At 41.4% G+C, this 22,939-nt stretch carries 20 protein-coding genes and 2 rRNA genes (1 of these 22 only partly in view); 14 read left to right on the top strand and 8 right to left on the bottom strand.

The features are described from left to right. On the bottom strand, positions 1–810 hold the full coding sequence (locus AQPE_RS07800; RefSeq protein ID WP_318350498.1) for a hypothetical protein: 810 nt from the start codon (positions 808–810) through the stop codon (positions 1–3). A gap of 166 nt (positions 811–976) precedes the next feature. Between AQPE_RS07800 and AQPE_RS07805 the strand changes: the two genes are divergently transcribed. Next, entirely contained in the window at positions 977–3,049 is a 2,073-nt protein-coding gene (locus AQPE_RS07805; RefSeq protein WP_318350499.1) for an acetate--CoA ligase family protein, read from the top strand. Positions 3,050–3,355: 306 nt separating this feature from the next. Here the strand turns inward: AQPE_RS07805 and AQPE_RS07810 are convergent, their stop codons facing one another. Further along, positions 3,356–3,835: an RNA recognition motif domain-containing protein gene (locus AQPE_RS07810; RefSeq protein ID WP_318350500.1), complete on the bottom strand. Its 480-nt coding sequence runs from the start codon at positions 3,833–3,835 to the stop codon at positions 3,356–3,358. Between the two features lie 688 nt (positions 3,836–4,523). On the opposite strand from AQPE_RS07810, the gene AQPE_RS07815 reads away from it, so the two are divergent. From AQPE_RS07815 to AQPE_RS07875, 13 genes are all read left to right on the top strand, one after another. Beyond that, a complete protein-coding gene (locus AQPE_RS07815) occupies positions 4,524–5,810 on the top strand; it encodes a hypothetical protein (protein ID WP_318350501.1) in 1,287 nt (428 codons plus the stop codon). An 11-nt stretch (positions 5,811–5,821) separates the two neighbouring features. Next, positions 5,822–7,129: a phenylacetate--CoA ligase family protein gene (locus AQPE_RS07820; protein WP_318350502.1), complete on the top strand. Its 1,308-nt coding sequence runs from the start codon at positions 5,822–5,824 to the stop codon at positions 7,127–7,129. A gap of 119 nt (positions 7,130–7,248) precedes the next feature. After that, complete coding sequence (locus AQPE_RS07825) at positions 7,249–7,683, top strand: hypothetical protein (RefSeq protein WP_318350503.1); 435 nt, start codon at positions 7,249–7,251, stop codon at positions 7,681–7,683. Between the two features lie 38 nt (positions 7,684–7,721). After that, the gene (locus tag AQPE_RS07830; protein WP_318350504.1) at positions 7,722–9,020 is read left to right on the top strand and encodes a phenylacetate--CoA ligase family protein; all 1,299 of its coding nucleotides are present in this window, start codon (positions 7,722–7,724) and stop codon (positions 9,018–9,020) included. A gap of 12 nt (positions 9,021–9,032) precedes the next feature. After that, entirely contained in the window at positions 9,033–9,461 is a 429-nt protein-coding gene (locus AQPE_RS07835; RefSeq protein WP_318350505.1) for an ACT domain-containing protein, read from the top strand. Between the two features lie 129 nt (positions 9,462–9,590). Next, positions 9,591–10,427 carry a prephenate dehydratase gene (locus AQPE_RS07840; RefSeq protein ID WP_318350506.1) on the top strand — a complete coding sequence of 279 codons (837 nt, stop codon included), beginning with the start codon at positions 9,591–9,593 and terminating at the stop codon, positions 10,425–10,427. 11 nt (positions 10,428–10,438) lie between these two features. Beyond that, positions 10,439–10,963: a flavodoxin gene (locus AQPE_RS07845; protein WP_318350507.1), complete on the top strand. Its 525-nt coding sequence runs from the start codon at positions 10,439–10,441 to the stop codon at positions 10,961–10,963. A 205-nt stretch (positions 10,964–11,168) separates the two neighbouring features. Continuing rightward, positions 11,169–12,482, top strand: a complete 1,314-nt coding sequence (locus AQPE_RS07850; protein WP_318350508.1) for a pyridoxal phosphate-dependent aminotransferase — start codon at positions 11,169–11,171, stop codon at positions 12,480–12,482. Position 12,483: 1 nt separating this feature from the next. Next, positions 12,484–13,053 carry a Crp/Fnr family transcriptional regulator gene (locus AQPE_RS07855; protein ID WP_318350509.1) on the top strand — a complete coding sequence of 190 codons (570 nt, stop codon included), beginning with the start codon at positions 12,484–12,486 and terminating at the stop codon, positions 13,051–13,053. A 107-nt stretch (positions 13,054–13,160) separates the two neighbouring features. Further along, positions 13,161–13,385 carry a 4Fe-4S dicluster domain-containing protein gene (locus AQPE_RS07860; protein WP_318350510.1) on the top strand — a complete coding sequence of 75 codons (225 nt, stop codon included), beginning with the start codon at positions 13,161–13,163 and terminating at the stop codon, positions 13,383–13,385. 108 nt (positions 13,386–13,493) lie between these two features. Next, complete coding sequence (locus AQPE_RS07865) at positions 13,494–14,579, top strand: 3-methyl-2-oxobutanoate dehydrogenase subunit VorB (protein ID WP_318350511.1); 1,086 nt, start codon at positions 13,494–13,496, stop codon at positions 14,577–14,579. 3 nt (positions 14,580–14,582) lie between these two features. Then, entirely contained in the window at positions 14,583–15,383 is an 801-nt protein-coding gene (locus tag AQPE_RS07870; protein ID WP_318350512.1) for a thiamine pyrophosphate-dependent enzyme, read from the top strand. Positions 15,384–15,387: 4 nt separating this feature from the next. Further along, the gene (locus AQPE_RS07875) at positions 15,388–15,939 is read left to right on the top strand and encodes a 2-oxoacid:acceptor oxidoreductase family protein (protein ID WP_318350513.1); all 552 of its coding nucleotides are present in this window, start codon (positions 15,388–15,390) and stop codon (positions 15,937–15,939) included. 140 nt (positions 15,940–16,079) lie between these two features. Here AQPE_RS07875 and AQPE_RS07880 read toward each other — a convergent pair whose 3' ends face one another. The 6 genes from AQPE_RS07880 to AQPE_RS07905 form a co-directional block, all read right to left on the bottom strand. Continuing rightward, entirely contained in the window at positions 16,080–17,756 is a 1,677-nt protein-coding gene (locus AQPE_RS07880; protein WP_318350514.1) for a hypothetical protein, read from the bottom strand. After that, positions 17,753–18,916, bottom strand: a complete 1,164-nt coding sequence (locus AQPE_RS07885) for a DUF4249 domain-containing protein (RefSeq protein WP_318350515.1) — start codon at positions 18,914–18,916, stop codon at positions 17,753–17,755. Before AQPE_RS07885 ends, AQPE_RS07880 begins: the two co-directional genes overlap by 4 nt. After that, positions 18,903–21,686 carry a TonB-dependent receptor gene (locus tag AQPE_RS07890; protein WP_318350516.1) on the bottom strand — a complete coding sequence of 928 codons (2,784 nt, stop codon included), beginning with the start codon at positions 21,684–21,686 and terminating at the stop codon, positions 18,903–18,905. The genes AQPE_RS07885 and AQPE_RS07890 overlap by 14 nt, the downstream gene beginning before the upstream one ends. A 1-nt stretch (position 21,687) precedes the next feature. Further along, positions 21,688–22,395: a hypothetical protein gene (locus AQPE_RS07895; protein WP_318350517.1), complete on the bottom strand. Its 708-nt coding sequence runs from the start codon at positions 22,393–22,395 to the stop codon at positions 21,688–21,690. Between the two features lie 239 nt (positions 22,396–22,634). Continuing rightward, positions 22,635–22,747, bottom strand: a 5S ribosomal RNA gene (rrf, locus tag AQPE_RS07900). A 90-nt stretch (positions 22,748–22,837) separates the two neighbouring features. Further along, positions 22,838–22,939 (bottom strand): 23S ribosomal RNA (locus AQPE_RS07905) (it continues 2,778 nt past the right edge of the window).

The following is a 22,939-nucleotide window of genomic DNA, read 5'->3' on the forward strand; positions in this document are numbered from 1 at the left end:
TCAATCGCACAAAACACAAATGTCTTTTCGCGGATTGATCATCAAAACGGGCAAGTTGCCAGCTTTTTTGATGATCTTTTTCTCTGGAAGTCCAATTACCAAGTCTATCAGTGAGATGGCGCTGCTTCCTGAAAAAATCAGTACATCGCCATTCAAGTCGTCTGCCTTGGCAATCGCTTCATTACAAATTCCCCAGCTTGATGTCTTTCCGGCAACCTCCTGGTGGCGGACATTCATACTGGAAAGAAATTTCTTAAAGAAATTCAGGTTTCGTACTAATTTATCAGCCTGATCCGATTCAGTTTCATGAGCATAAATCAGCTGAACCTGCGACTTGTTGAACCGACCAAAATAAGAAGCCCAGAGCGAAGTTTCCTTTGAGGCTTTGCGAAAATCAATCGGAACCAACACGTTTTTATAGCTTAAAAACCGCGGGATTTCGCCGTTTATAAAAAGAAAGGCGATACTGCTTTCCCGAAAGGCTTTTAGCGCCCAATTGATGTCCAACTGATGAAGTACAACCAAAACAGCTTCATAATCATCAACCAACTTTTGCATATTATCCAGCAACGATTTCTGGAGCAATAACCATGAAATTTCCATGTCGGGCAGGTTTCCTTTCAGGCTATTCGATGTCTGGATCAATTTCTCCTGAAGCTGACTTTTTTGAACTTTATCTTTCCAAATAGCCGTCAAACAAAGCTCCTTTCTTAAAACACCAGCCATGCGAACTCCATGAACAATGACCTCTTTCATCCGTTCCGAGAAATCGCAAATAACCACAATTTTTTGTCCTGAAGAATTTGACATGAGCTTCAACGATAGATTAAGGAAGCAAAAAATAAATCGCAACCTGAAATGCTTCAGCAAACATAACTGATTTTTGCGAACGATGAACATCCTGCAAATGCAGGCAAAAGTCAGTTCCTTCCCAGATTGCTTTTGCTAACTTTGTTTCAAAACTAAAAGCTTGTCAATGATAACAAAAGAATTGATTGCCCCGAAAAGCATTGCGGTTGTAGGCGCTTCGAATAATACGACGAAGCCGGGTGGAAAACTTTTGAAGAACTTGCTTGATAATAATTTCAAGGGCGACCTGTACGTTGTCAATCCAGGTTCGAATGATGTTCAGGGAGTAAAATCCTATCCATCAATCAACGATTTACCACTGGTTGAAATGGCAGTTTTGGCTATTCCTGCTGCTGCTTGTGTGGAAGCCGTTGAGATTTTGGCCACCCAAAAAGGCACGAAAGGATTTATCATTATTTCAGCCGGGTTTAGCGAAGAAAGCGAAGAAGGACGGATACTTGAGCAGAAAATCGTAAAAATAATTCAGGAAAATAATGCTTGTCTCATTGGTCCGAACTGCATTGGAGTCATCACATACGCACACACCAGCGTGTTCACAACTCCTATTCCCAAGCTCGAACAGATGAGTTGCGACCTCATTTCCAGTTCAGGAGCAACTGCTGTTTTCATCATGGAATCAGGAATCCCCAAAGGACTCCATTTTGCCAGCGTATTTTCAGTCGGAAATTCAGCTCAGAACGGGGTTGAAGAAATTCTCGAATTCATGGACGAAGTTTTCAACCCGGAAACCAGTACACGTGTCAAACTGCTTTATGTCGAAAGCATTAAAAATCCGGATAAATTATTGAAACACGCCTCTTCGTTAATCCGGAAAGGATGCAAAATAGCAGCCATTAAAGCCGGAAGCAGCGAGGCCGGAAGCCGGGCTGCAGCATCGCATACCGGAGCTATGGCCAATTCGGATCTGGCAGTTGAAGCTCTATTCCGTAAAGCAGGTATCGTTCGTTGTTACGGCCGCGAAGAATTGACAACGGTCGCCAACATTTTCCACTGCAAACCCATGAAAGGGAAACGGCTGGCCATCATTACCCACGCCGGAGGACCGGCAGTTATGCTTACCGACGCACTTGAAGATGGAGGACTAAAAATTCCGCACATCGAAGATTGCGAAGCAAAAACAAGGCTCAAAAATCAGCTTTTCGCAGGTTCTTCGGTCGAAAATCCAATTGATTTTCTGGCCACCGGAAATGCAGAACAATTGGCAGCCATTATTGATGCCTGCGAAAACGATTTTGATAAGATTGATGGGATGGCAGTTATTTTTGGCAGTCCGGGACTATCTCCGGTTCGTGACGTCTACCAGGTTCTCAACGAAAAAATGCGCACCTGCAAAAAGCCTATATTTCCAATTCTTCCTTCCCTGATCAATGTGAAAGACGATATGGCTTATTTTATTTCTGAAGGGAATGTAATCTTTCCCGATGAAGTTTTGCTGGGGAAAGCGTTGACAAGTATTTTGAAGACCGCCAAACCTTCCGAAGAAAAAATATTCCTTGATGATATTGATATTCCTGAAATCCGACGGATTGTTGATCGGGCTGAAGATGGATTTCAATCGCCTGAAATAATCCATCGGTTGTTTGCCGCCGCAGGAATTCCGATGGTTCGCGAAATCACTGTTGCAACGGAAGATGCAGCTATCGAAGCAGCAAAAAAAATAAGATTTCCACTCGTAATGAAAGTAGTTGGCCCCATACATAAAACTGATGTTGGCGGAGTTGTACTAAATGTTCAGGATATGGAAACTGTTCAGCGCGAATTCAAGCGGTTGATTCAGATTAACGATACAACCGCCGTTTTGATGGCTGAAATGGCTTCAGGAATTGAACTTTTTCTGGGGGCTAAATATGAGGACAAGTTTGGACACATTATTTTGTGCGGCATCGGTGGCATTTTTGTCGAGGTATTCAAGGATGTTACTTCAGGCCTTGCTCCGCTTACCATGTGCGAAGCTGCTGCAATGATCAAAAACCTCAGGGCATACCGCATCATCAAAGGCTACCGTGGAAAGAATGGTGTGAAGGAACGTAAGTTTGCCGAAATTATGGTACGCTTATCAACGTTGCTGCGCTTTGCGGTCGAAATTAAAGAACTGGACATCAATCCACTGCTTGGCGACGGAGACAAAATAATTGCAGTAGATGCGCGCATCAGGATAGAAAAAAAAAGCCTCCCCTAACCCCTCCGAAGGAGGGGAACTTTGGTTCGTGATTAATCTCATCATATTGGCTTCGATTAACTTTCAATTTTATCATTTTTAAATACTAAGAACTCTGGGATAAAAAATCTGGGATCACAGTTTTCAATCCAACCTCTCATTCGAAGCGTTTTCCTCCCCTCCTTCGGAGGGGTCCGGGGGAGGCTTCAAAAAAAAAGAAGGCTAATAAACTTCGGTGAAACACCTTTGTTTATTAGCCTTTATGTAGTTGTAAAAATTAAATGAATTAATTTTTACATAAATAGTACATTAAAAACAGGAAATAGACTAGTATTCAGATCTTCTGTTGCCACCAGCGCTTGAGCCACCACCACGGTTGAAGCCACCGCCTGAGTTGCCTCCACGATCGCCACCACGGAAACCACCGCCACCGCCAGCATTACCGCCACGGAAACCGCCAGCACCGCCGCTACCGCCACGGAAACCACCGCCACCTGAATTGCCTCCGCGGAAACCACCGCCTGAGTTGCCACCACGGAAACCACCACTAGGACGGCTACCTTCTTTTTTTTCTTCAGCTTTATTTACAACAATTGTCCGGCCTTCAATCTCAGCGTTGTTCAATTCTTCAATTGCTTTTTTAGCTTCTTCTTCATTCGTCATTTCTACAAAACCAAATCCCTTTGATCTTCCAGTAGCTCTGTCAGTAATAATTTTTACGGATGTAACTTCTCCGTATTCTTCAAAAATTTCCTGTAATTCGCTTTCCTCAATTTTAAAGGGAAGGCTGCCAACAAAAATGTTCATAAATAACTGTTTAAATAATGGATAAATATATTTTCCAAAAGTAGTTATATTTTGATTCAAAATACGTTTGGGAAAAGATTTTATTCGGCAACGCATTTTTTTTTGCCTTTTTTATCAACCTAAGCTTTAATTGGTTACAGCGAATCAGGTTTGACTTTCCATTCACAACCAGCGCCTGATTATAATTCAGTATAGCCAAAAAGCCTCTCGTGAGAATCCATATTCGACATTTGCAACCTTAAATACACCTTAACTTTAGATAAAGTATATCGCTGTAATACCATTTTTTTACCATGAAGTTGATCAGAATTTATAATTTTCCAGCCTGCCAATCCACTCTCAAATGCTTTCATTATTCAAACTGAGTCTAAATTACCTCATTTTTACTTTTTTATATAAATCAAACGATATCTTATAATTGCTTTATTTTAATACATTTCAACTTCGATAATGAAAGTACAAGACTCCAATTACTTACAATTGCGCTATTGCCACTTTTGTAGTATTCGATAAAACTTATACTTTTGGATTCAATTCAGGATGCTGTGGCTTAGTCTATTGTATTTCACATCATTCGGAGTTAAAAAATATAAAAACCAAAAATTAATTAATTAAGTTCCTCACCGGAGCCTGAGTTTGCTGTATTATGATTTTAATTCAGCTAATGATCAGAAGAACCAAACATCACATGAAAAAACTATTTTTCTTACTCCTATTAATTAGTACCCAAATCTCTTACAGTCAGGAAACCAAACCCAAAGAAACATCACTCGAATTTTATGGTTTTGTTCGATTTGAATCCTTTTTCGATTCATACAAAGGATTAAATGCCGGCAACGATCTTTTTTTCATTGCGCCATCATATGCCGGAGTCGATACTAACGGAAAGCACATTAACCAGACCCCAACCTATAATTTTGCAACGATGGCAACCCGATTGGGCGTTCGCATTGCTGGTCCGGAAATTTTTAAAGCGAAAACGTCGGTCAATATTGAAGCGGACTTTGCAGGTGACCTTGGAAATAATCCGGCTCTATTTCGGGTAAGACAGGCAAATGCTGTTTTCGCCTGGAAGAAATCATCGTTGCTGGTTGGCCAAACCTGGCATCCATTCTGGGGTGGAAAAGTCTTCCCAACGGTTGCGGGTTTGAATACCGGCTCTCCATTTCAGCCGTTTAACCGAAGCCCACAGGTCAGGTTCGACTATAGGCCCAGTACAAAACTGATTCTTTCGGCCGCCATGGTTGGCGAATTTCAATATAAATCGTATGGGTTCTCGAAGATTGAGACCATGACCATTGAGAAATTAGATATTTTTAACCGTAATGCGGGAATTCCTGAAATGGTTGGCAATATAGAAATGAACAATGGCGGATGCACTTTAGGCGCTGGGGTTAGCCTGAAATACATTTTACCAACGCTCTATACCGTTGGCAGTGCAGGCAAATATGTGTCAAACGAAATGGTTCAGTCGACATCGTTTGTCGGATATGGACAGTATGTAAAGAAAATGTTCTCCATCAGGGCTAAAGCTGTGCTAGGTCAGAATATGACACACTTATGTATTCCTGGTGGATATGGCGTAAAAACACTAGACAAAGCGACAGGAGCATTGACTTACACGCCTTACAATTCGTTCACCAGTTTTATAAATGCGGTATACGGTAAAAAATACCAGGTTGGCCTTTTCGGTGGTTATTTGAAAAACCTGGGAACTGCTGATGCACTATATAACTTTGGAAGTTCAACAGCTCCAACCGTTGTTACTCCTGGATTACTCCCCAATGTAGCTTCAATTTACCGTGTTGCCCCTCACTTTGCGATGAATATCTCAAAAATCCGCTTCGTTGCTGAATATGAATTAACTTCAGCAGAATATGGAACCGGCAACATCGATTTGAACGATGGATTATATGCAACAGGTGTTAATGCAACAAATCACCGGATTTTGCTCATGTTAATGTATTCTTTCTAAACCGAACTATCATGTATTGGGAAAATGAACTTGAAACGCTGAAGCGGAACGATCTCGAAAAACTTCAGTTCAAAAGGCTGAAAAGCACCATTCAGTCGGCCATGAATTCACCATATTACGGAAACCTGTATAAACAAATGGGATTGTCTGCCGATTCGGTGAGGTCGGTTTCCGACATTCAAAAACTACCCTTTACCACCAAACAAAATCTGCGAGAGAATTTCCCATACGGATTTTTAGGTTTACCAACGAAAGAATTGATTCGACTGCACAGTACCAGCGGAACCACCGGAAACCCGACTGTAATTTTTCATAACCGCCACGACATTGATTCATGGGCAAACTTAATGGCGCGTTCGCTATTTTGTGCCGGAGTGCGCGATACCGATGTTTTCCAAAACATCTGCGGCTATGGGTTATTCACCGGAGGACTTGGGTTTCAATACGGAGTTGAACGACTTGGTTGCCTGAGTATCCCGGCTGGAGCAGGTAACAGTCCACGCCAGATTAAATTGATGCAGGACTACGGAACCACTGCAATACATGCCATTCCAAGTTACCTGAACCGCTTGTATGAAGTTTTTCTGGAAGAGGGACTCGACCCACGAAAAGATACCAAACTGCATACATTTGTGATTGGCGCCGAACCACATACAGAAGGACAACGCCGGCGCATCGAAGAAATGTATGGAGTGAAAGCGTACAATTCTTTTGGTCTTACGGAAATGAATGGCCCGGGTGTTGCTTTCGAATGCACCTGCCAAAATGGGTTGCACATTTGGGAAGACGCATATTTGGTTGAAATTATTAATCCCGAAACGCTGGAACCTATTACTGACGGCGAAGTTGGCGAATTGGTTCTAACTACGCTGGATCGCCAGGCCATGCCATTAATCCGCTACCGCACCCGCGATTTAACGCGAATTTTGCCCGGAACATGTGCTTGTGGCCGAACACATGTTCGTCTTGACCGAATTACCGGACGAAGCGACGATATGTTTATTGTAAAAGGATGCAACATTTTTCCCATGCAAATTGAAGGCGTCCTGATGAAAGTTCCTGAAGTAGGTGCCGATTATCTGATAACTTTAAAAACGATTGACGGGAACGATGAAATGATCATCGAAGTTGAAGTGAAAAAAGATTGGTTCAATGGCGACATCTCGCGGCTGGACAAATTGACAAAACAGCTAACCGCTTTAATTCGCGACGAAGTTTTAGTTAAGCCAATCATCAGGCTCGTTGAGCCCAATTCGCTACCGAAGCCAGAAGGGAAGGCAGTTCGGGTAAAAGAACTTCGAATCGCTTTGAATTCGTAGAGAAGTAGCAAGATGCAAGTATCAAAACAAGAAAATGCCTTACTATAAGTTTTCTTGATGCTTGAATCCAGATACTTGATATAAAAATAATAATTCATCATATCTAATTCATAAATCCAATGGCATATCAGGTCTCCATATTTCTGGAAAATAAAATCGGCCACCTTGAACGGGTTACTGCCGTATTAAAAGCTGCCAAAATCGACATCCGCACCATGAACCTGAACCATACCGCCAATGGTTGGGGAATCTTGAACCTTGTTGTTTCAAATCCTGAACTTGCGCATAGCCTGTTGCTTGAAAAAGGCCTGTCGGCAGCCCTGCGCGAAATTGTGGTTATTGAAATGATTGACCAACCCGGAGGATTGGATGACCTGCTCAAAGAAATTGTCAATGCAGGTGTCAATTTCACCAATGCATACGGGCGATCGGGCTATGAAAATAAAAATGCCTACTTTGTTATCGATCCTGAAGATGTTACTCAGGCGAAAAAAAAGCTGCTGGATGCCGGACTAAATATCATGCCCGATGAATCCATTTATGGAACCAACTGATACATTATAATGTATCACAATAATAAAAACTCAATACAATGATCTGGAACGAAAAAATAGAATGTGCGAGCCGCGACGAAATGCGCGACATTCAATCGGAACGACTGAAAGAAACAGTCACAAGAATTTACCACAATGTGCCCAGCTACAGGCAAAAAATGCAAGCAGTGGGCCTTGTTCCCGATGATATAAAATCGGTCGACGATCTGAGTAAACTGCCATTCACCCTCAAAACCGACTTACGCGATAACTATCCGTTTGGGTTATTTACCGTACCCATGAGCGAGATTGTGCGTATCCATGCTTCTTCAGGAACAACCGGGAAGCCAACTGTTGTTGGATACACCCGAAAAGATCTGAACAATTGGGCTGAAATGATAACCCGTGGACTTTGCATGGCAGGTGTCCATCGTGATGATATTGTTCAGGTGGCTTATGGCTACGGACTATTTACCGGCGGTCTTGGAATGCACTACGGTTGCGAAAATCTGGGCGCATCGGTTATCCCGATTTCAGGAGGAAATACTGACAAGCAGCTTCAACTGATGCAAGATTTTGGGACCACGGTATTAGCCTGCACTCCATCGTATTCGCTCCATTTAGGCGAAGAGTTGGCGGCAAAAGGAATTAAAAAGGAAGACCTGAAATTGCGTATCGGCATTTTTGGAGCCGAACCATGGACCGAAAATATGCGCAAGGAAATTGAAGCCAGTCTGGGAATCAAGGCCATCGACATATACGGGTTAAGTGAAATCATGGGACCTGGAGTTTCGTGCGAGTGCGAACATCAGGCCGGAATGCACATCATGGAAGACCATTTCATTCCTGAAATTATTGATCCGATTACCTTACAGCCATTACCCGCCGGCGAAGTTGGCGAGCTGGTTTTTACCACCATCACCAAAGAAGGAATTCCGCTAATCCGCTACCGCACGCGTGATCTTACCCGCCTAAACTACGAAAAATGTGCATGCGGACGTACCTTGGTGCGCATGGAAAAATGCAAAGGCCGCAGCGACGACATGCTGATTATCCGCGGTGTAAATGTATTCCCATCGCAAATTGAAAGCGTGTTACTCGAAATGAGCGAAACGGCTCCTCATTATTTGCTTATTGTTGAACGGGAAGGTAACTTAGACACGCTGAAACTGATGGTTGAAGTTCAGGAACAGTTCTTCTCCGACGAAATCAGGCAGTTGGAAGCTTTGCGCAAAAAAATTAAGAACAAACTCCAGAGTACACTTGGAATTTCGGTAGATGTAAAACTGGTTGAGCCGAAAACCATCGAACGCACCGCTGGAAAAGCAAAACGTGTAATTGACAACCGTAATTTGTAGGAGGAAACCATAATGATTATCAAACAACTATCTGTATTTCTCGAAAATAAAACAGGACGGCTGAATGAAGTAACTCAACTTCTGGGCAATGCCGGAATTAACATGTCGGCAATGAGCCTGGCCGACACTTCCGAATTCGGAATTTTGCGCATGATCGCATCTGAGCCTGAAAAAGCACTTTCAATCCTGAAAGAGGCCGAATTTTCAGTCAGGCTAACTGATGTGGTTTGCCTGAACAGCCCGAATGAGCCAGGTGCACTGGCCAGAGCATTGGACATCCTTTCCGGAGAAGGTGTGTTCATTGAATATTTGTATGCGTATTCAATGGATAACAAAACGGCTAATATTGTATTAAAGCCCGACAACATTCAGAAATGTATTGAAGTCCTTCAGGCTCACCAGCTGGAATTGGTGAGTGCAAGTGAAATGTATAAAATATAAATTCATTCGCGGTTGCGAAACAGTCCTGTCGGTTCGTTTGTTATCTTTGCAAATGGGTTTTCTGAAGGATTTAAGGATATTTACCTAAATTGTCCCGGCCTTACCGGGACTTTTAATAACATAAGGAAGATGAAGAAAATAGCTATCCAGGGAATTGCAGGTTCTTTCCACGAAGATGCAGCACGAAGATATTTTGAGGATGAAATTGAAGTGGTCGAATGCAAATCCTTTACAAGCGTTTGCAATTTAATTGATACGGACCAGGTTAATATTGCTGTAATGGCCATCGAAAACTCGATCGCCGGCAGCTTATTGCAAAATTACGCCCTGATTCGCGACTATCATCTGAAAATTATCGGTGAGATTTATATCCACATCCAGATGCACCTGATGGCCAATCCGGGTGTGGCGAAAGAAGACATCAAAACCATTTATTCGCACCCAATAGCTATTAAACAGTGTGCCGAATACCTCGAAAGTCAATTTCCAAATGTTCACATCATTGAAAATCAGGATACTGCCGCTTCAGGCAAATTAGTTCATGACCAAAAATTAACGGATGCCGCTGCCATTGGAAATCAACGCACTGCGGAACTTTACGAACTGGATATACTCGATTCGGGGCTCGAAACAAACAGGCAGAATTACACACGCTTCCTGATTTTATCGAAACATGCCCGGCACAACGACTTGGCCAATAAGGCTTCTGTTTGCTTTGAAGTAGGTCATTATTACGGCGCATTAGCCAATGTACTGAATACTTTTGCTGAGAATAAAATCAACCTGACCAAAATACAATCGGTGCCAATCATTGGGAAACCAAACGAGTACACCTTCCATATTGACGTGGAATGGGATTCATTAGAAAATTACGAAAAAGCTCTCCATGCCATCTTAAAAAATGTATCGAGCTTATCAGTTTTAGGAGAATATGAGCGAGGAGAATTAGCTATTCACAATCAGTAAAATAAAATATTATGAGCAAAATTGGATTATTTTTTGGTCCTGAAAAAGGTTCAGTTCACCGTGTTGCCGAAAAAGTGAAAGCAGCTTTGGGCGAACAGAATGTAGAAATGATATCGGTAAATGATGCTGTACTTGCTGATCTTGAAAAGTACGACCGGATCATCTTTGGAATTTCGACCGTTGGAAAAGAAACCTGGGATTCAAACTATTCAAATACTGACTGGAGCAAATTTTTCCCCAATATCAGCAAAGTAGATTTTTCGGGCAAAACAGTTGGAATCTTCGGATTGGGCGACCACATTACTTATGCTAGCTATTTCGTGAATGCGATGGGCATGTTGGCCAAAGATCTTCAGAAAAACGGCGCAACCATTGTTGGCAAGGTCAATCCTTCTGGCTATGAATTTGATGAGTCGGAAGCTATTTTCGATGGAATGTTTATCGGGCTCCCGATTGATGAAGATTTTGAACCGGAACTAACCGATGAACGTGTTGCAAACTGGATTATCAGCATAAAACCAGCGTTCGGGCTTTAAAAATCCGAAACATGATAAAATACAGGTTCAGCTTTTAACCTGATTTTCTGTCAAATCAAAACCTGAAGCTATTAACAGCTTTCAATTTAAAATCCGGAGGCTCGTGGTTTTTCCGAATTGAGAAAGCTGTTTTGCAATACCTTGGGCACATTTGATTTATAGCAAATACTTTGCTTATTTTTACCCAACATTTTCAGCATTTTAGATGAATAATACACCTGTACAACAAGAGATCGTAAAAAAATACATCGATCAGCTTCAGATCAAAGATCTTGGTAAAGCTTCGATTCGCGAAATTGTAGCGCTAATCAATTTCATTGAAGAAGAAAGCAAAACCAAATTTATCCGCATGGAAATGGGTGTTCCCGGACTGCCACCTGCAAAGGTTGGTGTTGCCGCCGAAATTAATGCACTCGAATCGGGAGTTGCTTCCATTTATCCGATGATGGATGGAATCAAACCGCTCAAATACGAAGCTTCCCGTTTCATCAAACTATTTATGGATGTTGATGTTGAGCCTGCAAGTTGTATTCCAACCTGCGGATCGATGCAGGGAACTTTTGCGGCTCTTTTGGTAGCCGGAAATGTTGATTCGCAAAAAAATACCACCTTATTTATCGACCCGGGATTCCCTGTGCAAAAACAGCAAATGACCGTGATGGGTCATAAATATGAGTCGTTCGATGTGTTTGACTTCAGGGGAGAAAAACTTCGCGCAAAACTCGAATCGTATTTGTCGCAAGGAAACATCAATTCGATGGTTTATTCCAATCCAAACAATCCAAGCTGGATTTGTATGACGGAGGAAGAACTTCAGATTATTGGCGAACTGGCTACCAAATACGATGTGATTGTGATGGAAGATCTGGCCTACTTCGGAATGGATTTCAGGAAAGATTTATATACTCCCGGAAAACCACCTTATCAGCCAAGTGTCGCCAAATACACCGATCATTATGTGCTGTTTATTTCAGCTTCCAAAATATTTTCATATGCCGGCCAGCGTGGAGCCATCATGGCTATTTCGGATGCGCTGTGGAATCGTCAGTATGAAAACCTGCAAGTCCGATTTGGGAGCAAACCTTTTGGGTTCACCATTGTGATGCAGGTTTTGTATGCTCTTTCTTCCGGAATTACACATTCAACCCAACATGCTTTGGCGGCTATGTTTAAAGCAGCCAGCGACGGTGAATTCAATTTCATTGAAGACGTAAAAGAATATGGCAGGAAAGCTAAAATCATGAAAGATTTATTTGTGAGCAACGGGTTTCAGGTTGTTTACGAAAAAGATGGGGACGAACCTATTGCTGATGGATTCTATTTCACCATTGGGTATCCGGGTATGACCGGAGGTGAGCTTCTGGAAAATCTGCTGTATTATGGAATCAGTGCGATTACGCTAAAAAATACAGGGAGCGAAAAAGAAGGTTTGCGTGCATGTGTATCGCATGTCAAACGCGATCAATTTGACGATTTGGAAAAACGACTGAGACTTTTCAACGAAAACTTTGGGCATTAAAATGACTTCCATCGACTATCTCCTTCCGGAATATAGAAGAACCTTGGTTCAGTTAAAAAAATTCTTCACGACGAAGAGTTCTGAAAAACTGAAAAAAGGTGAGCATTTTCTGGATTATGGCGACCAGTCACAAAAATTAGGAATCGTTTTAGACGGAATATTATATTCCACCTACTTATCAGAAACAGGGCAGGAATGGATTTCCAACTTTTTTTATCCGCCCAACCATGCCATCATTACGAGCCACGAGAGTTTTATGCTCGAAAGCAAATCAACTGAATCAATCAGGGCTTACGAAGATTCGACCATCATTTACATTACAAAAACGGAGTACGACGATTTAACAAAGCAAAATCCGCAATTGGAACATATGGTCAGGGTATTGGCCGAAGCAAGTTATGTGCAGGCGCTGAAAAGAGTCTATGATTTTCAGTCGTTAACTGCGGCTCAACGTGTCAAAAAGTTTATAGCCGAAAATAATGTTCTTGTACAAAAAGTACAAAGACAACATATTGCATCATATTTGGGAATTCATCGGAATATATTCACTAGAGTGTTGCATAAAATCTGATTTCGCAACATTTGTTGCGTAGACAAAAACTAAGATCATCTAGTTTTGTAATAACAAGCTCAGTTCGAAGGATTACAATAATCTTTTAAAAATATAAAAATCTAATTATGGCAAAAGTTATTGGAGCGGTAGTAGTTGACAACGAAGAGTGCAAGGGATGTGGTCTTTGTGTCGTTGCTTGTCCTCAGGATGTCCTGAGTCAAAACAAGCAGGTTAACAGCCGTGGATATCATTATTCGTTTATGAAAAACCCGGAAGCCTGCATCGGTTGTTCAAACTGTGCCACCGTTTGTCCCGACACTTGCATTACGGTTTACCGGGTAAAGTTATAAGAAGTTTGAAGTGCCTAAAGTTCGGAGTTCGAAGTTTAACTCTAGGCACTCCGAACTTTAGGCACTCTAGTCACTTGTTAAAATAAGCAACAAACAAATTCAAAGAATATGGGTGAATTAAGATTAATGAAGGGAAATGAGGTCATTGCCGAAGCAGCTATTCGTTGCGGTTGTGACGGTTATTTCGGATACCCCATAACTCCCCAATCGGAAGTAATGGAAACCCTGATGGATCGCGAACCCTGGAACGAAACCGGAATGGTTGTTCTTCAGGCTGAAAGTGAGATTGCTTCCATCCACATGGTTCACGGAGCAGCCGGCTCCGGGAAAAAAGTACTGACATCTTCTTCAAGCCCTGGAATTAGCTTAATGGCTGAAGGAATATCGTACCTCGCGGGAGCCGAATTACCCTGCCTGATTGTAAATGTTCAGCGTGGAGGTCCAGGCCTGGGAACGATCCAGCCATCGCAGGCCGACTATTGGCAATCGACCAAAGGCGGCGGGCACGGCGATTACCGCCTGATTGTTCTGGCACCATCTTCGGTTCAGGAAATGAACGACTTCGTTGAATTGGGCTTTCAACTAGCTTTCAAATACCGAAATCCGGCAATGATCCTGACGGATGGCGTAATTGGCCAGATGATGGAAAAAGTGGTTCTGGCCGATTATATTCCAAGATTGACCGACGAAGAAATCAATGAAAAATATGGTTCATGGGTAACCAACGGACGCAAGCATAACCGGCAGCGTAACATCATTACTTCTCTTGAAATGGATTCAGTAAGAATGGAGAACAACAACCTCCGCTTGCAGAAAAAATATGCCAGAATGGAAGAAGAAGATGTGCTTTTTGAAGAAATACTTTGTGAAGATGCCGAATACCTTTTGGTTGCATTTGGCTCTTCAGCAAGAATTTGTCAGAAGGCAGTCGACCAGGCTCGCGAGAAAGGTATTAAAGTTGGACTTTTACGCCCAATCACCTTATTCCCTTTCCCCCAAAAACCAATTGCAAAGCTTGCAAAACAAGTAAAAGGTATGCTGGTTGTTGAAATGAATGCCGGTCAAATGGTTGAAGATGTTAAGCTTGCCGCCGGATGTGCAATACCGGTTGTCCATTTTGGACGGATGGGAGGTATTATTCCAAGCCCGGGTGAAGTGGTTGAGGCCCTTGAACAAAAACTGATAGGAGGATAATTTATGGAACTGGCAGATATTATTAATCCCAATAACCTGGTTTACGAAAAACCAAAATTACTGACAGAAAACACGATGCATTATTGCCCGGGCTGTAGCCATGGTGTAATTCATCGGCTGTTGGCCGAAGTCATCGAAGATATGGGCATTCAGGATAAAACCATTGGTGTTTCTCCGGTTGGATGTGCTGTTTTTGCATACAATTACCTTGAAATAGACTGGCAGGAAGCCGCTCATGGAAGAGCACCGGCTGTGGCCACCGGTATTTCCCGCACCAATCCCAACAAGGTCGTTTTCACTTACCAGGGCGACGGCGATTTGGCATCAATCGGAACCGCAGAAATTATGCACGCCTGTAACCGCGGCGAAAACATGGTTGTTATTTTCGTAAACAACGGAATCTATGGCATGACCGGCGGACAAATGGCTCCCACGACTCTGCTCGGACAGGTTACCGCCACTACACCCAACGGCCGCGATGCCGGCCGCAACGGATACCCGCTGAGAATCACAGAACTGATTGCCCAGTTACCCGGAACTTCATACGTCACCCGCCAGTCGGTCCATACTCCTGCAACCATTCGCAAATGCAAAAAGGCAATTGCAAAAGCATTTCAGGCTGCGATCGATAAAAAAGGAACATCGTTCGTTGAGGTGGTTTCAACCTGCAACATGAACTGGAAGATGACACCGGTAAAAGCCAACGAATGGATGGTCGAAAACATGTTCCCCTTCTACGTTCCCGGCGATTTGAAGGACAGTTCGAAGAATGATCCTGAAAGTTATACACCACTTAAAAACTAAGACGATGACCGAAGAAATCATTATAGCCGGATTTGGCGGACAAGGCGTACTCTCAATGGGAAAAATATTAGCCTATTCGGGCGTGATGGCCGATCAGGAAGTGGCCTGGTTTCCATCGTATGGTCCTGAAATGCGCGGTGGAACAGCCAACGTAACCGTGATCCTGAGCGAAAGCCGCATCAGCTCACCAGTTCTGAACGAATACGACACAGCCATTATCCTGAATCAGCAATCGATGGACAAATTTGAAGCGATGGTAAAACCTGGAGGCGTATTAATTTACGACCCTAACGGAATTATCCATCCGCCCAAACGTACCGACATTAACATCTACAAAATTGAAGGAACATTGATCGCTGCCGAACTGGGCAACGTAAAAACCTTCAATATGGTGGTTTTGGGCGCCTACCTGAAAGCCAAACCAGTGGTAAAAATGGAAAGTGTTGAAAAGGGGTTGCAGAAATCGCTTCCAACACGCCATCACTACCTGATTCCGATGAACCTCGAAGCCGTACAAAAAGGATTCGAAAGTCTGGAGTTGGTGCAGGCCGTTTAATCCTGAAAATTTTACCTGAAATAGAAATACCCGTCGGAGAAATCTGGCGGGTATTTTTCGTTTTGTTAGATGGTATCGCTTTCAAAAAATGACAACAACCCATTTGAAATACTGGCTTATTGTAGGATAATGGTGAGAACCTACTCTACCATAATTGCTTCAGTTGCAATCTTAACCTTTCCTTCCCGATCAATCCCCCGAACAACAATGAGGAAATCGCCGGCACAATCCCCGGTATTAAACGAAATTTTTGCCGATTCTGTTCCTCTCAGTTTTAAATCAGGATTCCAATACAGGCAATTCCGAAGGTCGGGTATGCGCTGGTTTTGAGCATCAATATCTTTCTGAACTAAATTACGGCTCAACATATCGTAAGTAATAAAACGGCCAACCGAAGGAAGATCAATCCCGGCTAAATCGCCTTTCTTCGAGAAAAAGCTGACAATTCCACCAAAAACAATATCACCCCGGACATAAGGAATCGTCACCAATTCAATTCGTTCGATCTTATCGGGTTGTAGCTCCAATACCCGATCAATGTCGAAAACAGGCACCATATCAACCAAAACAAGCGGATCGTGTATCGCCAAATCGGAATAGACTCCAAGTATTTTTAAGGTGGTCTTTTTCCCTTCATGCCGAATCCCCAATTGCGGCATAAGTTCATAAATGTAATCCCTCACGCTTGGCATTGCAATGTATTTGTCAAGCCTAAGCACAAAGTCGGGTTTGCCGTAAAACGAAGAATCCGACGAAAATGATTTCACTTCAGATTCTACTTTTTTTTGCATGTAAAGCGTTTGCATTTGACTGTTAAAAGCCAGCGATTGATAGAGCTTTTTGGATTTTTCGGATAAATTAACCGGGACATAAGGCAATTCAATTTTCTGGGTTGAAAAATCATTGTCAACCAAAATCAACGGATTCTCATTCGATTTGGCTGAAATGAAAATTTCGTACTCCCCTTTAAGCTTTGAAAGATCGAAAAAGAATTGTCCCTTTTCGTTGGTCAAAACATTTTGATTCTCCGGATTTTCTTTAAAAATAGTTAGCCCAACAAGCGTGAAAGGCATCGGAACCGAATCGGCCACATTAACCACTTTACCCGAAATGGAAAGACCACGGGTTTCAGGAATAAAATCAGGAGAAAATTTTTGATCCGTTGGAGCTGTTAGTTTAGGAATTAACTGATTTTCTGTTCCTTTCGGGATTACTGAAACAACCAGTTTATCGGCAGAATTGGCAACACTTGTACCCGAAATATCCAAACTAACCTGATCTCTTTTCTGATAGATTTTTTTGTTTGTTTTGATATTGAAATTGGCAGAATTTCCAGCAATCACAGTCGCAGTTTCGTGGTCTGAAGTCCCCTGGGGTTCCAGTAACTCGCCACGAAAAGGATTAATTACAGTGATCATTTTATAGAAATAATTATAAGGAGAATAGTCGCGCATCCAACGGGTATAGGCTCTCAGGTAGTAATTTCCGGTGAGCACACTGGAAGGAATTCTCAATTTACTAGCCGTACCATCCTGACTGAATTCATATTTTTTCCTGGCAAATGCTTCACCATTCGGCGCAATCAATTCCACATACAAAATATGACTCCAATCGGTACTCCGAAGCGCAGGCGAAGAAACATTAAAAGCCGAAAATAAAATATCTTCATTCACAACATAGGTTTCCCGATCAGTAAACAATGCCACTTTTTCGACCAGTTGACTGGCTTCATTCACTCCAATCTTGGGCTGTGCCTGCAGGATTTCACACCAACAAATCAATACCAAAATAAGATATTTAATTTTTAATGTCTTCATTTCTCGTCCCAATAAGGAGGTTTTACTGTTGTCCCACCTACCAAAGTGCAATCAATACATGATGGGGCTCCTAGTCCGGTGTAAATGTTCCCGTTCGCATCGTAATCGGTCACATAATAAAGTGGGCGTTCTGCCGGAAGAGGACCATCAATGATGTCAGCCTGACAACGTAAAAAATGATTAAAGTACAATCCTTCAACTGGCGTAACCATTATCCGTTTACTTTGAACCGACGAAATTGTAAAATATCCCAAAGCGACATCGGTTGTATCACTAACATTAGATATATTTCCCTTTACGTTAGCAGGCTGTTTCCCAAATAAATCAACAGTCTCCTGATTGTTTTTCCGGAGGTTTTCCCAATAATTGTAGGCCCTTTTTGTGAGTGAATACTGATTGACCAGCAAACTGTATTTGTACATCAAAACCTCTGTTTGGTCTTCAACAAAATGCAGCTTGTATTTTGAAAATTTGTTTTGGCTAAAACCATCGGTCGACAACACATAGATACTTTTCAACTTATCGGTTCTATAACAAACAAAATTGGAATAATCTGGATCAACTAAATCGTGAAAACCATCTTTACCTAACCATTTATCCAATGGCCATTTTGAATGATATTCATACGTTTGAGTGAGCTGCAAACGGTAAAAATGCCCGGAATTTGCATCCCCTTTGAAATCAATATAAAACTGCAATCCATTTTCAGTAATGTCAGGATTCTCGGTCTGTTTGGTTTGCACTTCATAATAAACACGATCCACTTCAGGACAAGGCGTTAATTCTTCATACGAACTGATATATTCAGTTCCCATTGAAGTTTTAACGTGTAAACGATACTTTTCACCAATAACAAGTAGAGAACCATCGATTTTACCAACATAGTGACCTTTATTATTCGATTCATTAAACAGAAAACTGTTCCCCTTATTATCTTCCACGCTTACCTTACAACCTGATACCGCCACAAATACAGGCTTTTCGGTTTGCGACGATTCGGAAATCACAATCTCCTGATCGCTTCCATCGGTACTAATATTCCCATCGATAACGAGTCTCGGTTTGAAATCGAGTTCAGTGACAGGTAGGTAGCGTTCTATGCATGATGTTAACAATAGTGCTGTCAACAAAACAAATAAATTTCGATTAATTATTTTCATAATTCCCTAATTTCCAGTTCCACGATATGGTTAAAATAGGTACTCCGATGACTGAGTATTTGTAGCCATTCAACCTTCCTTTTTCGGATAAAAAGAAGATGGAATTCGCATTGCTTCTGCCGGTCAGGTTATATACACCAATGGTCCAATAGCTGTGCATTGGCTTTTTCACTTTTAAGTTACCTTCAATTCTTAAAGCAACATCTAATCTCAGATAATCCGGAATTCGATATTCATTCCTGCCCGAATATTCAACAAACGGTTGTTCATCAATGTAATAAACACTTTGTGGCAAGGTCACCGGTCGTCCGGTACTATATGACAGATTGCTTGACAATGCAAATCGCCTGGATATTTCAAGATTCAGGAAGGTATTCAAAACATGAGGCTTGTCGTAATTGGAAGGGTATTTTTTCCCCTGATTGATGTCGGCCCAATCATTCTCACCATTTACCGTGATAAAAGATCGCGAATGCGTATAGGAAAGCCAACCCGTAAGACGGCCTGTTGTTTTCGACAGCATGAACTCAGCCCCATAAGCATTTTGATCGCCTTGCAGAATCGCAGTCTCCACGTAAGGTGAAGCCAGAAAATCGGCTCCATCTTTGTATTCAACAACATGATGTGCTTGTTTAAAATAAAGTTCAAATGAAGCACTCAAGCCGTGCTTGCGGAAATCCTGATAATAACCTGCGGAGTACTGCTCAGATGTTGGTGGTTTGATGTGTGTGTCAACCAACTTCCATTGATCATTTGGGGCAATTGATATCGAATTGCTTAACATGAACACATACTGTGTCATTTGTGTAAATGAAAGTTTAACCGAATTGTTCTCGCTGATCTTAAAATCCATCCCAGCCCTCAATTCCGGACTATTGTAGTTTGATATCCGATCGCCATTTTGATAATCCTTCGTGCTACTTACATTCGTATCGCTAAACGATGTTCCCGGCAAATACTCCCTTACGGTTTTTGGCCCAAGTTCCGTAAACATACTGAATCGAAGTCCGGCATAAAAATTCAGTCGTGGTCCAAGACTGATGTTGTCGTCAACAAAGACTGAGGTTTCCAATCCTTTTTCAGTTCCGAGATTTACAGATGGCCTAAGAGATTCTTCACCGTAAGGATTTATAATTCCCCGGTTCAAGTCGTACATGATCAAATCAGTCCCAACTTTAAAGTTATGATGTTCATTGGCCATCCAACTCATGCTACCCCTGAACTCATAATGACTCAACTCATAACTGTGGCTATAAGCTTTGCTGGCTGAACTTTTTTCGATCGTTTCAAAATTATAGTTTGAACCAATGGCCGAAACAGAAGATTTTAATCCAGGAGAGAAACGATGTACATAATTAACTGAAGCTCCCAGATTTCCGTACGCATATTCGGTATATCCATTCAGGTTGAAATTATCGTTACTATTGTAAGCCAGTATATTGATTTGATTTTTATCATTCAAATTATAATCAAAAGATCCTGCGAAATCATAAAACGAAGCCTTGCTATTTCTCAGATTGGGATCTTTCAACCGTTTCAAAATCCAATCGGAATAGGAGGAGCGACCACTCAGAATCAAAGAAGCTTTTTCTTTTACAACGGGAATTTCAATTTCAGCATTAGCCGAAACCGGACTAATTCCGCCCTGAGTAAAAAAACTATTTTTATGTCCTTTTCGGAGCTCTACATTAAAAACTGATGATAAACGACCTCCATATTCAGCAGGAATCTGGCCTTTATAAATCGTAAAATTATTAATGATGTCGGAATTAATCGATGAAAAGAATCCAAAAAGATGCGAACTGTTATAGACCGGTATTTCATTCAGGTAAAATAAATTCTGATCGGCATTTCCCCCACGTACGTTAACACCAGCAGATCCTTCACCAACACTGACTATTCCGGGTAACATCTGGGCAACCTTCATCACGTCTTTTTCACCCATTAAAGTTGGCAATTCTTTCATGGTTTTTACAGAAACATTTTCCATTCCCAACTTCGAACTTCTCTTTTGTGCTTTTTGCCCATGAACCAATACTTCATCTATCGCGTGGAATTGCTTCTTCAAAGTCACAGAAAAATAGCCATCAGAACGAACATCAAGATTCCCTTTAACCTCGCTCATTCCCAAATACTGAAAAGCTACCGCATAAATTCCAGGTTTTAATGTAAGAGTTGCAAATCCATTCGCATCTGAAGCGGCTCCTTTCTGCAATTCAGGAACATAAATTATAGCACCCATAAGCGCCTCCCCAGTTTCTTCGTCAGTTAGTTTACCTGTAACAACCGCCATTTTACCAGCTTTTGCTTTGTCCCAGCTTCCAATAACGATTGTTTTAATCCGATCAGGTTGCCGGCCAAGCAAATATTTCTGTTCCATTTCTGTCAAACTTCTCTGTTGGTTTTGTGTTGAATCAAGACCAGAACTTGACAAATAATATTCGGGAAGTTGATGAATAAATTTTTTGTCCGGCAAAATAAAAATTGTTCCAGGTGGCTGATATACAAAGTCCAACAGGGTTGGAAGTAACAGCTTTTCCATCAAAGCCGGAATGGTTAGTTTCTCTGCCTCGAGATTCACAACAAGAGAATTTACCCATTTATCCTCAAAGTAAAAATGAAGTTGGTATTGTTGCTCCAACTGGCTTGCAAACTCCGGAAAAGTTAAATTATGGAACGAACCGCTTATTTGTATCTCGTTCTTCTCCTGAGCAGTTAAACCCGAAAGGAAGACAAAAAAAGCCAGAATATAGATGAGAGAAAATTTCATGTCAGATTAAAATTTCGTCGCAATAAACAATTAACTTCTTCAATTTAATGTCATCTAAACTCTTAAAAGTAAATCGATTGACTGAAAAATATTTTCTAATCGAAACTCGTTCTGTCTGATTAAAAATTCGCAGAAAAGAAGATTTACTACTAAACCTATAAACTGCTCCTTTGTAAACAAGGTAATTTTTATGGAAATCATCAGAGAATTCATAACCAGATTTAACTCCATTGATACTACTAATCTTTAATTCTTTATACCATCCAATGTAGCACGACAAACGCCCCTGATAAATCAGCTGAACAAATTGCTGTTTGATCTCCGAATATCTATTGGGAACAAAACTAAAAGATCGACCATTAACAGAGTCAATTACTGAAGCATTAAGTATAATTTGACCTTGCTGCCCATTAAAATTGGTGTAAATGAGTAAAAATTCTTGTTTGTCAAGATTATACTTAATCTTTTGATTTTTAAATGTCCTTCCAGAAATTGTTACGTCAGCCCAAAAAGGATCTTTACTTTTCCAAAAGGCATGACCAATAATCGGATTTTTATCCGGAAAATATTTTTTCCCATTATTAAGTAAAACATCTAATCCGTATAGCTTATCAAAGTCAGCACGCAATGAATCTGTGGAGATAGTTTGTCCATAACCTTTACCTATCAAGAAGATAATAAGACAAATAACTAAAATATTTTTTTGCATAAAACTAGTCAAACAGATAAATATAGATCTTTACTGCATTCAAACTCTATTTTTATTTGAAAGATCACCTTCGTAGAATTAATTCCATTTACTTAAACAAAAACAACTAATTACACAATGATTAAAAGGATAAAGTTAACAATGTAAAGCTATAACAGGAGATACATTTCAAAATAAAAACACGAAAAGTCAGGGCAAAAAAAAACCTCCGACTCAATGAAGAATCGGAGGGATTTAAAGAATGGCGACGACCTACTCTCCCACATTTTTGTGCAGTACCATCGGCGCTGGCGGTCTTAACTTCTCTGTTCGGAATGGGAAGAGGTGGAACCCCGCCGCAATAGTCACCTAAAGCTTTCATGGTGGCTTACGCAAAACACCAAAATATTTTAAACATATCGGGAATAAACAGAAGTGTTATTTCAAATTGACCTGTAAACATTAGCGAAAGTCTTCGGGCAATTAGTACTACTCGGCTTTGACGTCACCGCCTTTACACCTGTAGCCTATCAACGTAGTAGTCTACTACGACCCTCAAAGGAAA

This window comes from Aquipluma nitroreducens, assembly GCF_009689585.1.
In the GTDB taxonomy this organism is placed as follows: Bacteria; Bacteroidota; Bacteroidia; order Bacteroidales; family Prolixibacteraceae; genus Aquipluma; species Aquipluma nitroreducens.

Bases quoted from the DNA above. Each gene is read 5' to 3' on its own strand.
- AQPE_RS07805 (WP_318350499.1), top strand. From the start codon at position 977: ATGATAACAAAAGAATTGATTGCCCCGAAAAGCATTGCGGTTGTAGGC.
- AQPE_RS07850 (WP_318350508.1), top strand. From the start codon at position 11,169: ATGAATAATACACCTGTACAACAAGAGATCGTAAAAAAATACATCGAT.
- AQPE_RS07860 (WP_318350510.1), top strand. From the start codon at position 13,161: ATGGCAAAAGTTATTGGAGCGGTAGTAGTTGACAACGAAGAGTGCAAG.
- AQPE_RS07840 (WP_318350506.1), top strand. From the start codon at position 9,591: ATGAAGAAAATAGCTATCCAGGGAATTGCAGGTTCTTTCCACGAAGAT.
- AQPE_RS07835 (WP_318350505.1), top strand. From the start codon at position 9,033: ATGATTATCAAACAACTATCTGTATTTCTCGAAAATAAAACAGGACGG.
- AQPE_RS07830 (WP_318350504.1), top strand. From the start codon at position 7,722: ATGATCTGGAACGAAAAAATAGAATGTGCGAGCCGCGACGAAATGCGC.
- AQPE_RS07885 (WP_318350515.1), bottom strand. From the start codon at position 18,916: ATGAAAATAATTAATCGAAATTTATTTGTTTTGTTGACAGCACTATTG.
- AQPE_RS07855 (WP_318350509.1), top strand. From the start codon at position 12,484: ATGACTTCCATCGACTATCTCCTTCCGGAATATAGAAGAACCTTGGTT.
- AQPE_RS07865 (WP_318350511.1), top strand. From the start codon at position 13,494: ATGGGTGAATTAAGATTAATGAAGGGAAATGAGGTCATTGCCGAAGCA.
- AQPE_RS07845 (WP_318350507.1), top strand. From the start codon at position 10,439: ATGAGCAAAATTGGATTATTTTTTGGTCCTGAAAAAGGTTCAGTTCAC.
- AQPE_RS07815 (WP_318350501.1), top strand. From the start codon at position 4,524: ATGAAAAAACTATTTTTCTTACTCCTATTAATTAGTACCCAAATCTCT.
- AQPE_RS07820 (WP_318350502.1), top strand. From the start codon at position 5,822: ATGTATTGGGAAAATGAACTTGAAACGCTGAAGCGGAACGATCTCGAA.
- AQPE_RS07895 (WP_318350517.1), bottom strand. From the start codon at position 22,395: ATGCAAAAAAATATTTTAGTTATTTGTCTTATTATCTTCTTGATAGGT.
- AQPE_RS07875 (WP_318350513.1), top strand. From the start codon at position 15,388: ATGACCGAAGAAATCATTATAGCCGGATTTGGCGGACAAGGCGTACTC.
- AQPE_RS07890 (WP_318350516.1), bottom strand. From the start codon at position 21,686: ATGAAATTTTCTCTCATCTATATTCTGGCTTTTTTTGTCTTCCTTTCG.
- AQPE_RS07810 (WP_318350500.1), bottom strand. From the start codon at position 3,835: ATGAACATTTTTGTTGGCAGCCTTCCCTTTAAAATTGAGGAAAGCGAA.
- AQPE_RS07870 (WP_318350512.1), top strand. From the start codon at position 14,583: ATGGAACTGGCAGATATTATTAATCCCAATAACCTGGTTTACGAAAAA.
- AQPE_RS07880 (WP_318350514.1), bottom strand. From the start codon at position 17,756: ATGAAGACATTAAAAATTAAATATCTTATTTTGGTATTGATTTGTTGG.
- AQPE_RS07800 (WP_318350498.1), bottom strand. From the start codon at position 810: ATGTCAAATTCTTCAGGACAAAAAATTGTGGTTATTTGCGATTTCTCG.
- AQPE_RS07825 (WP_318350503.1), top strand. From the start codon at position 7,249: ATGGCATATCAGGTCTCCATATTTCTGGAAAATAAAATCGGCCACCTT.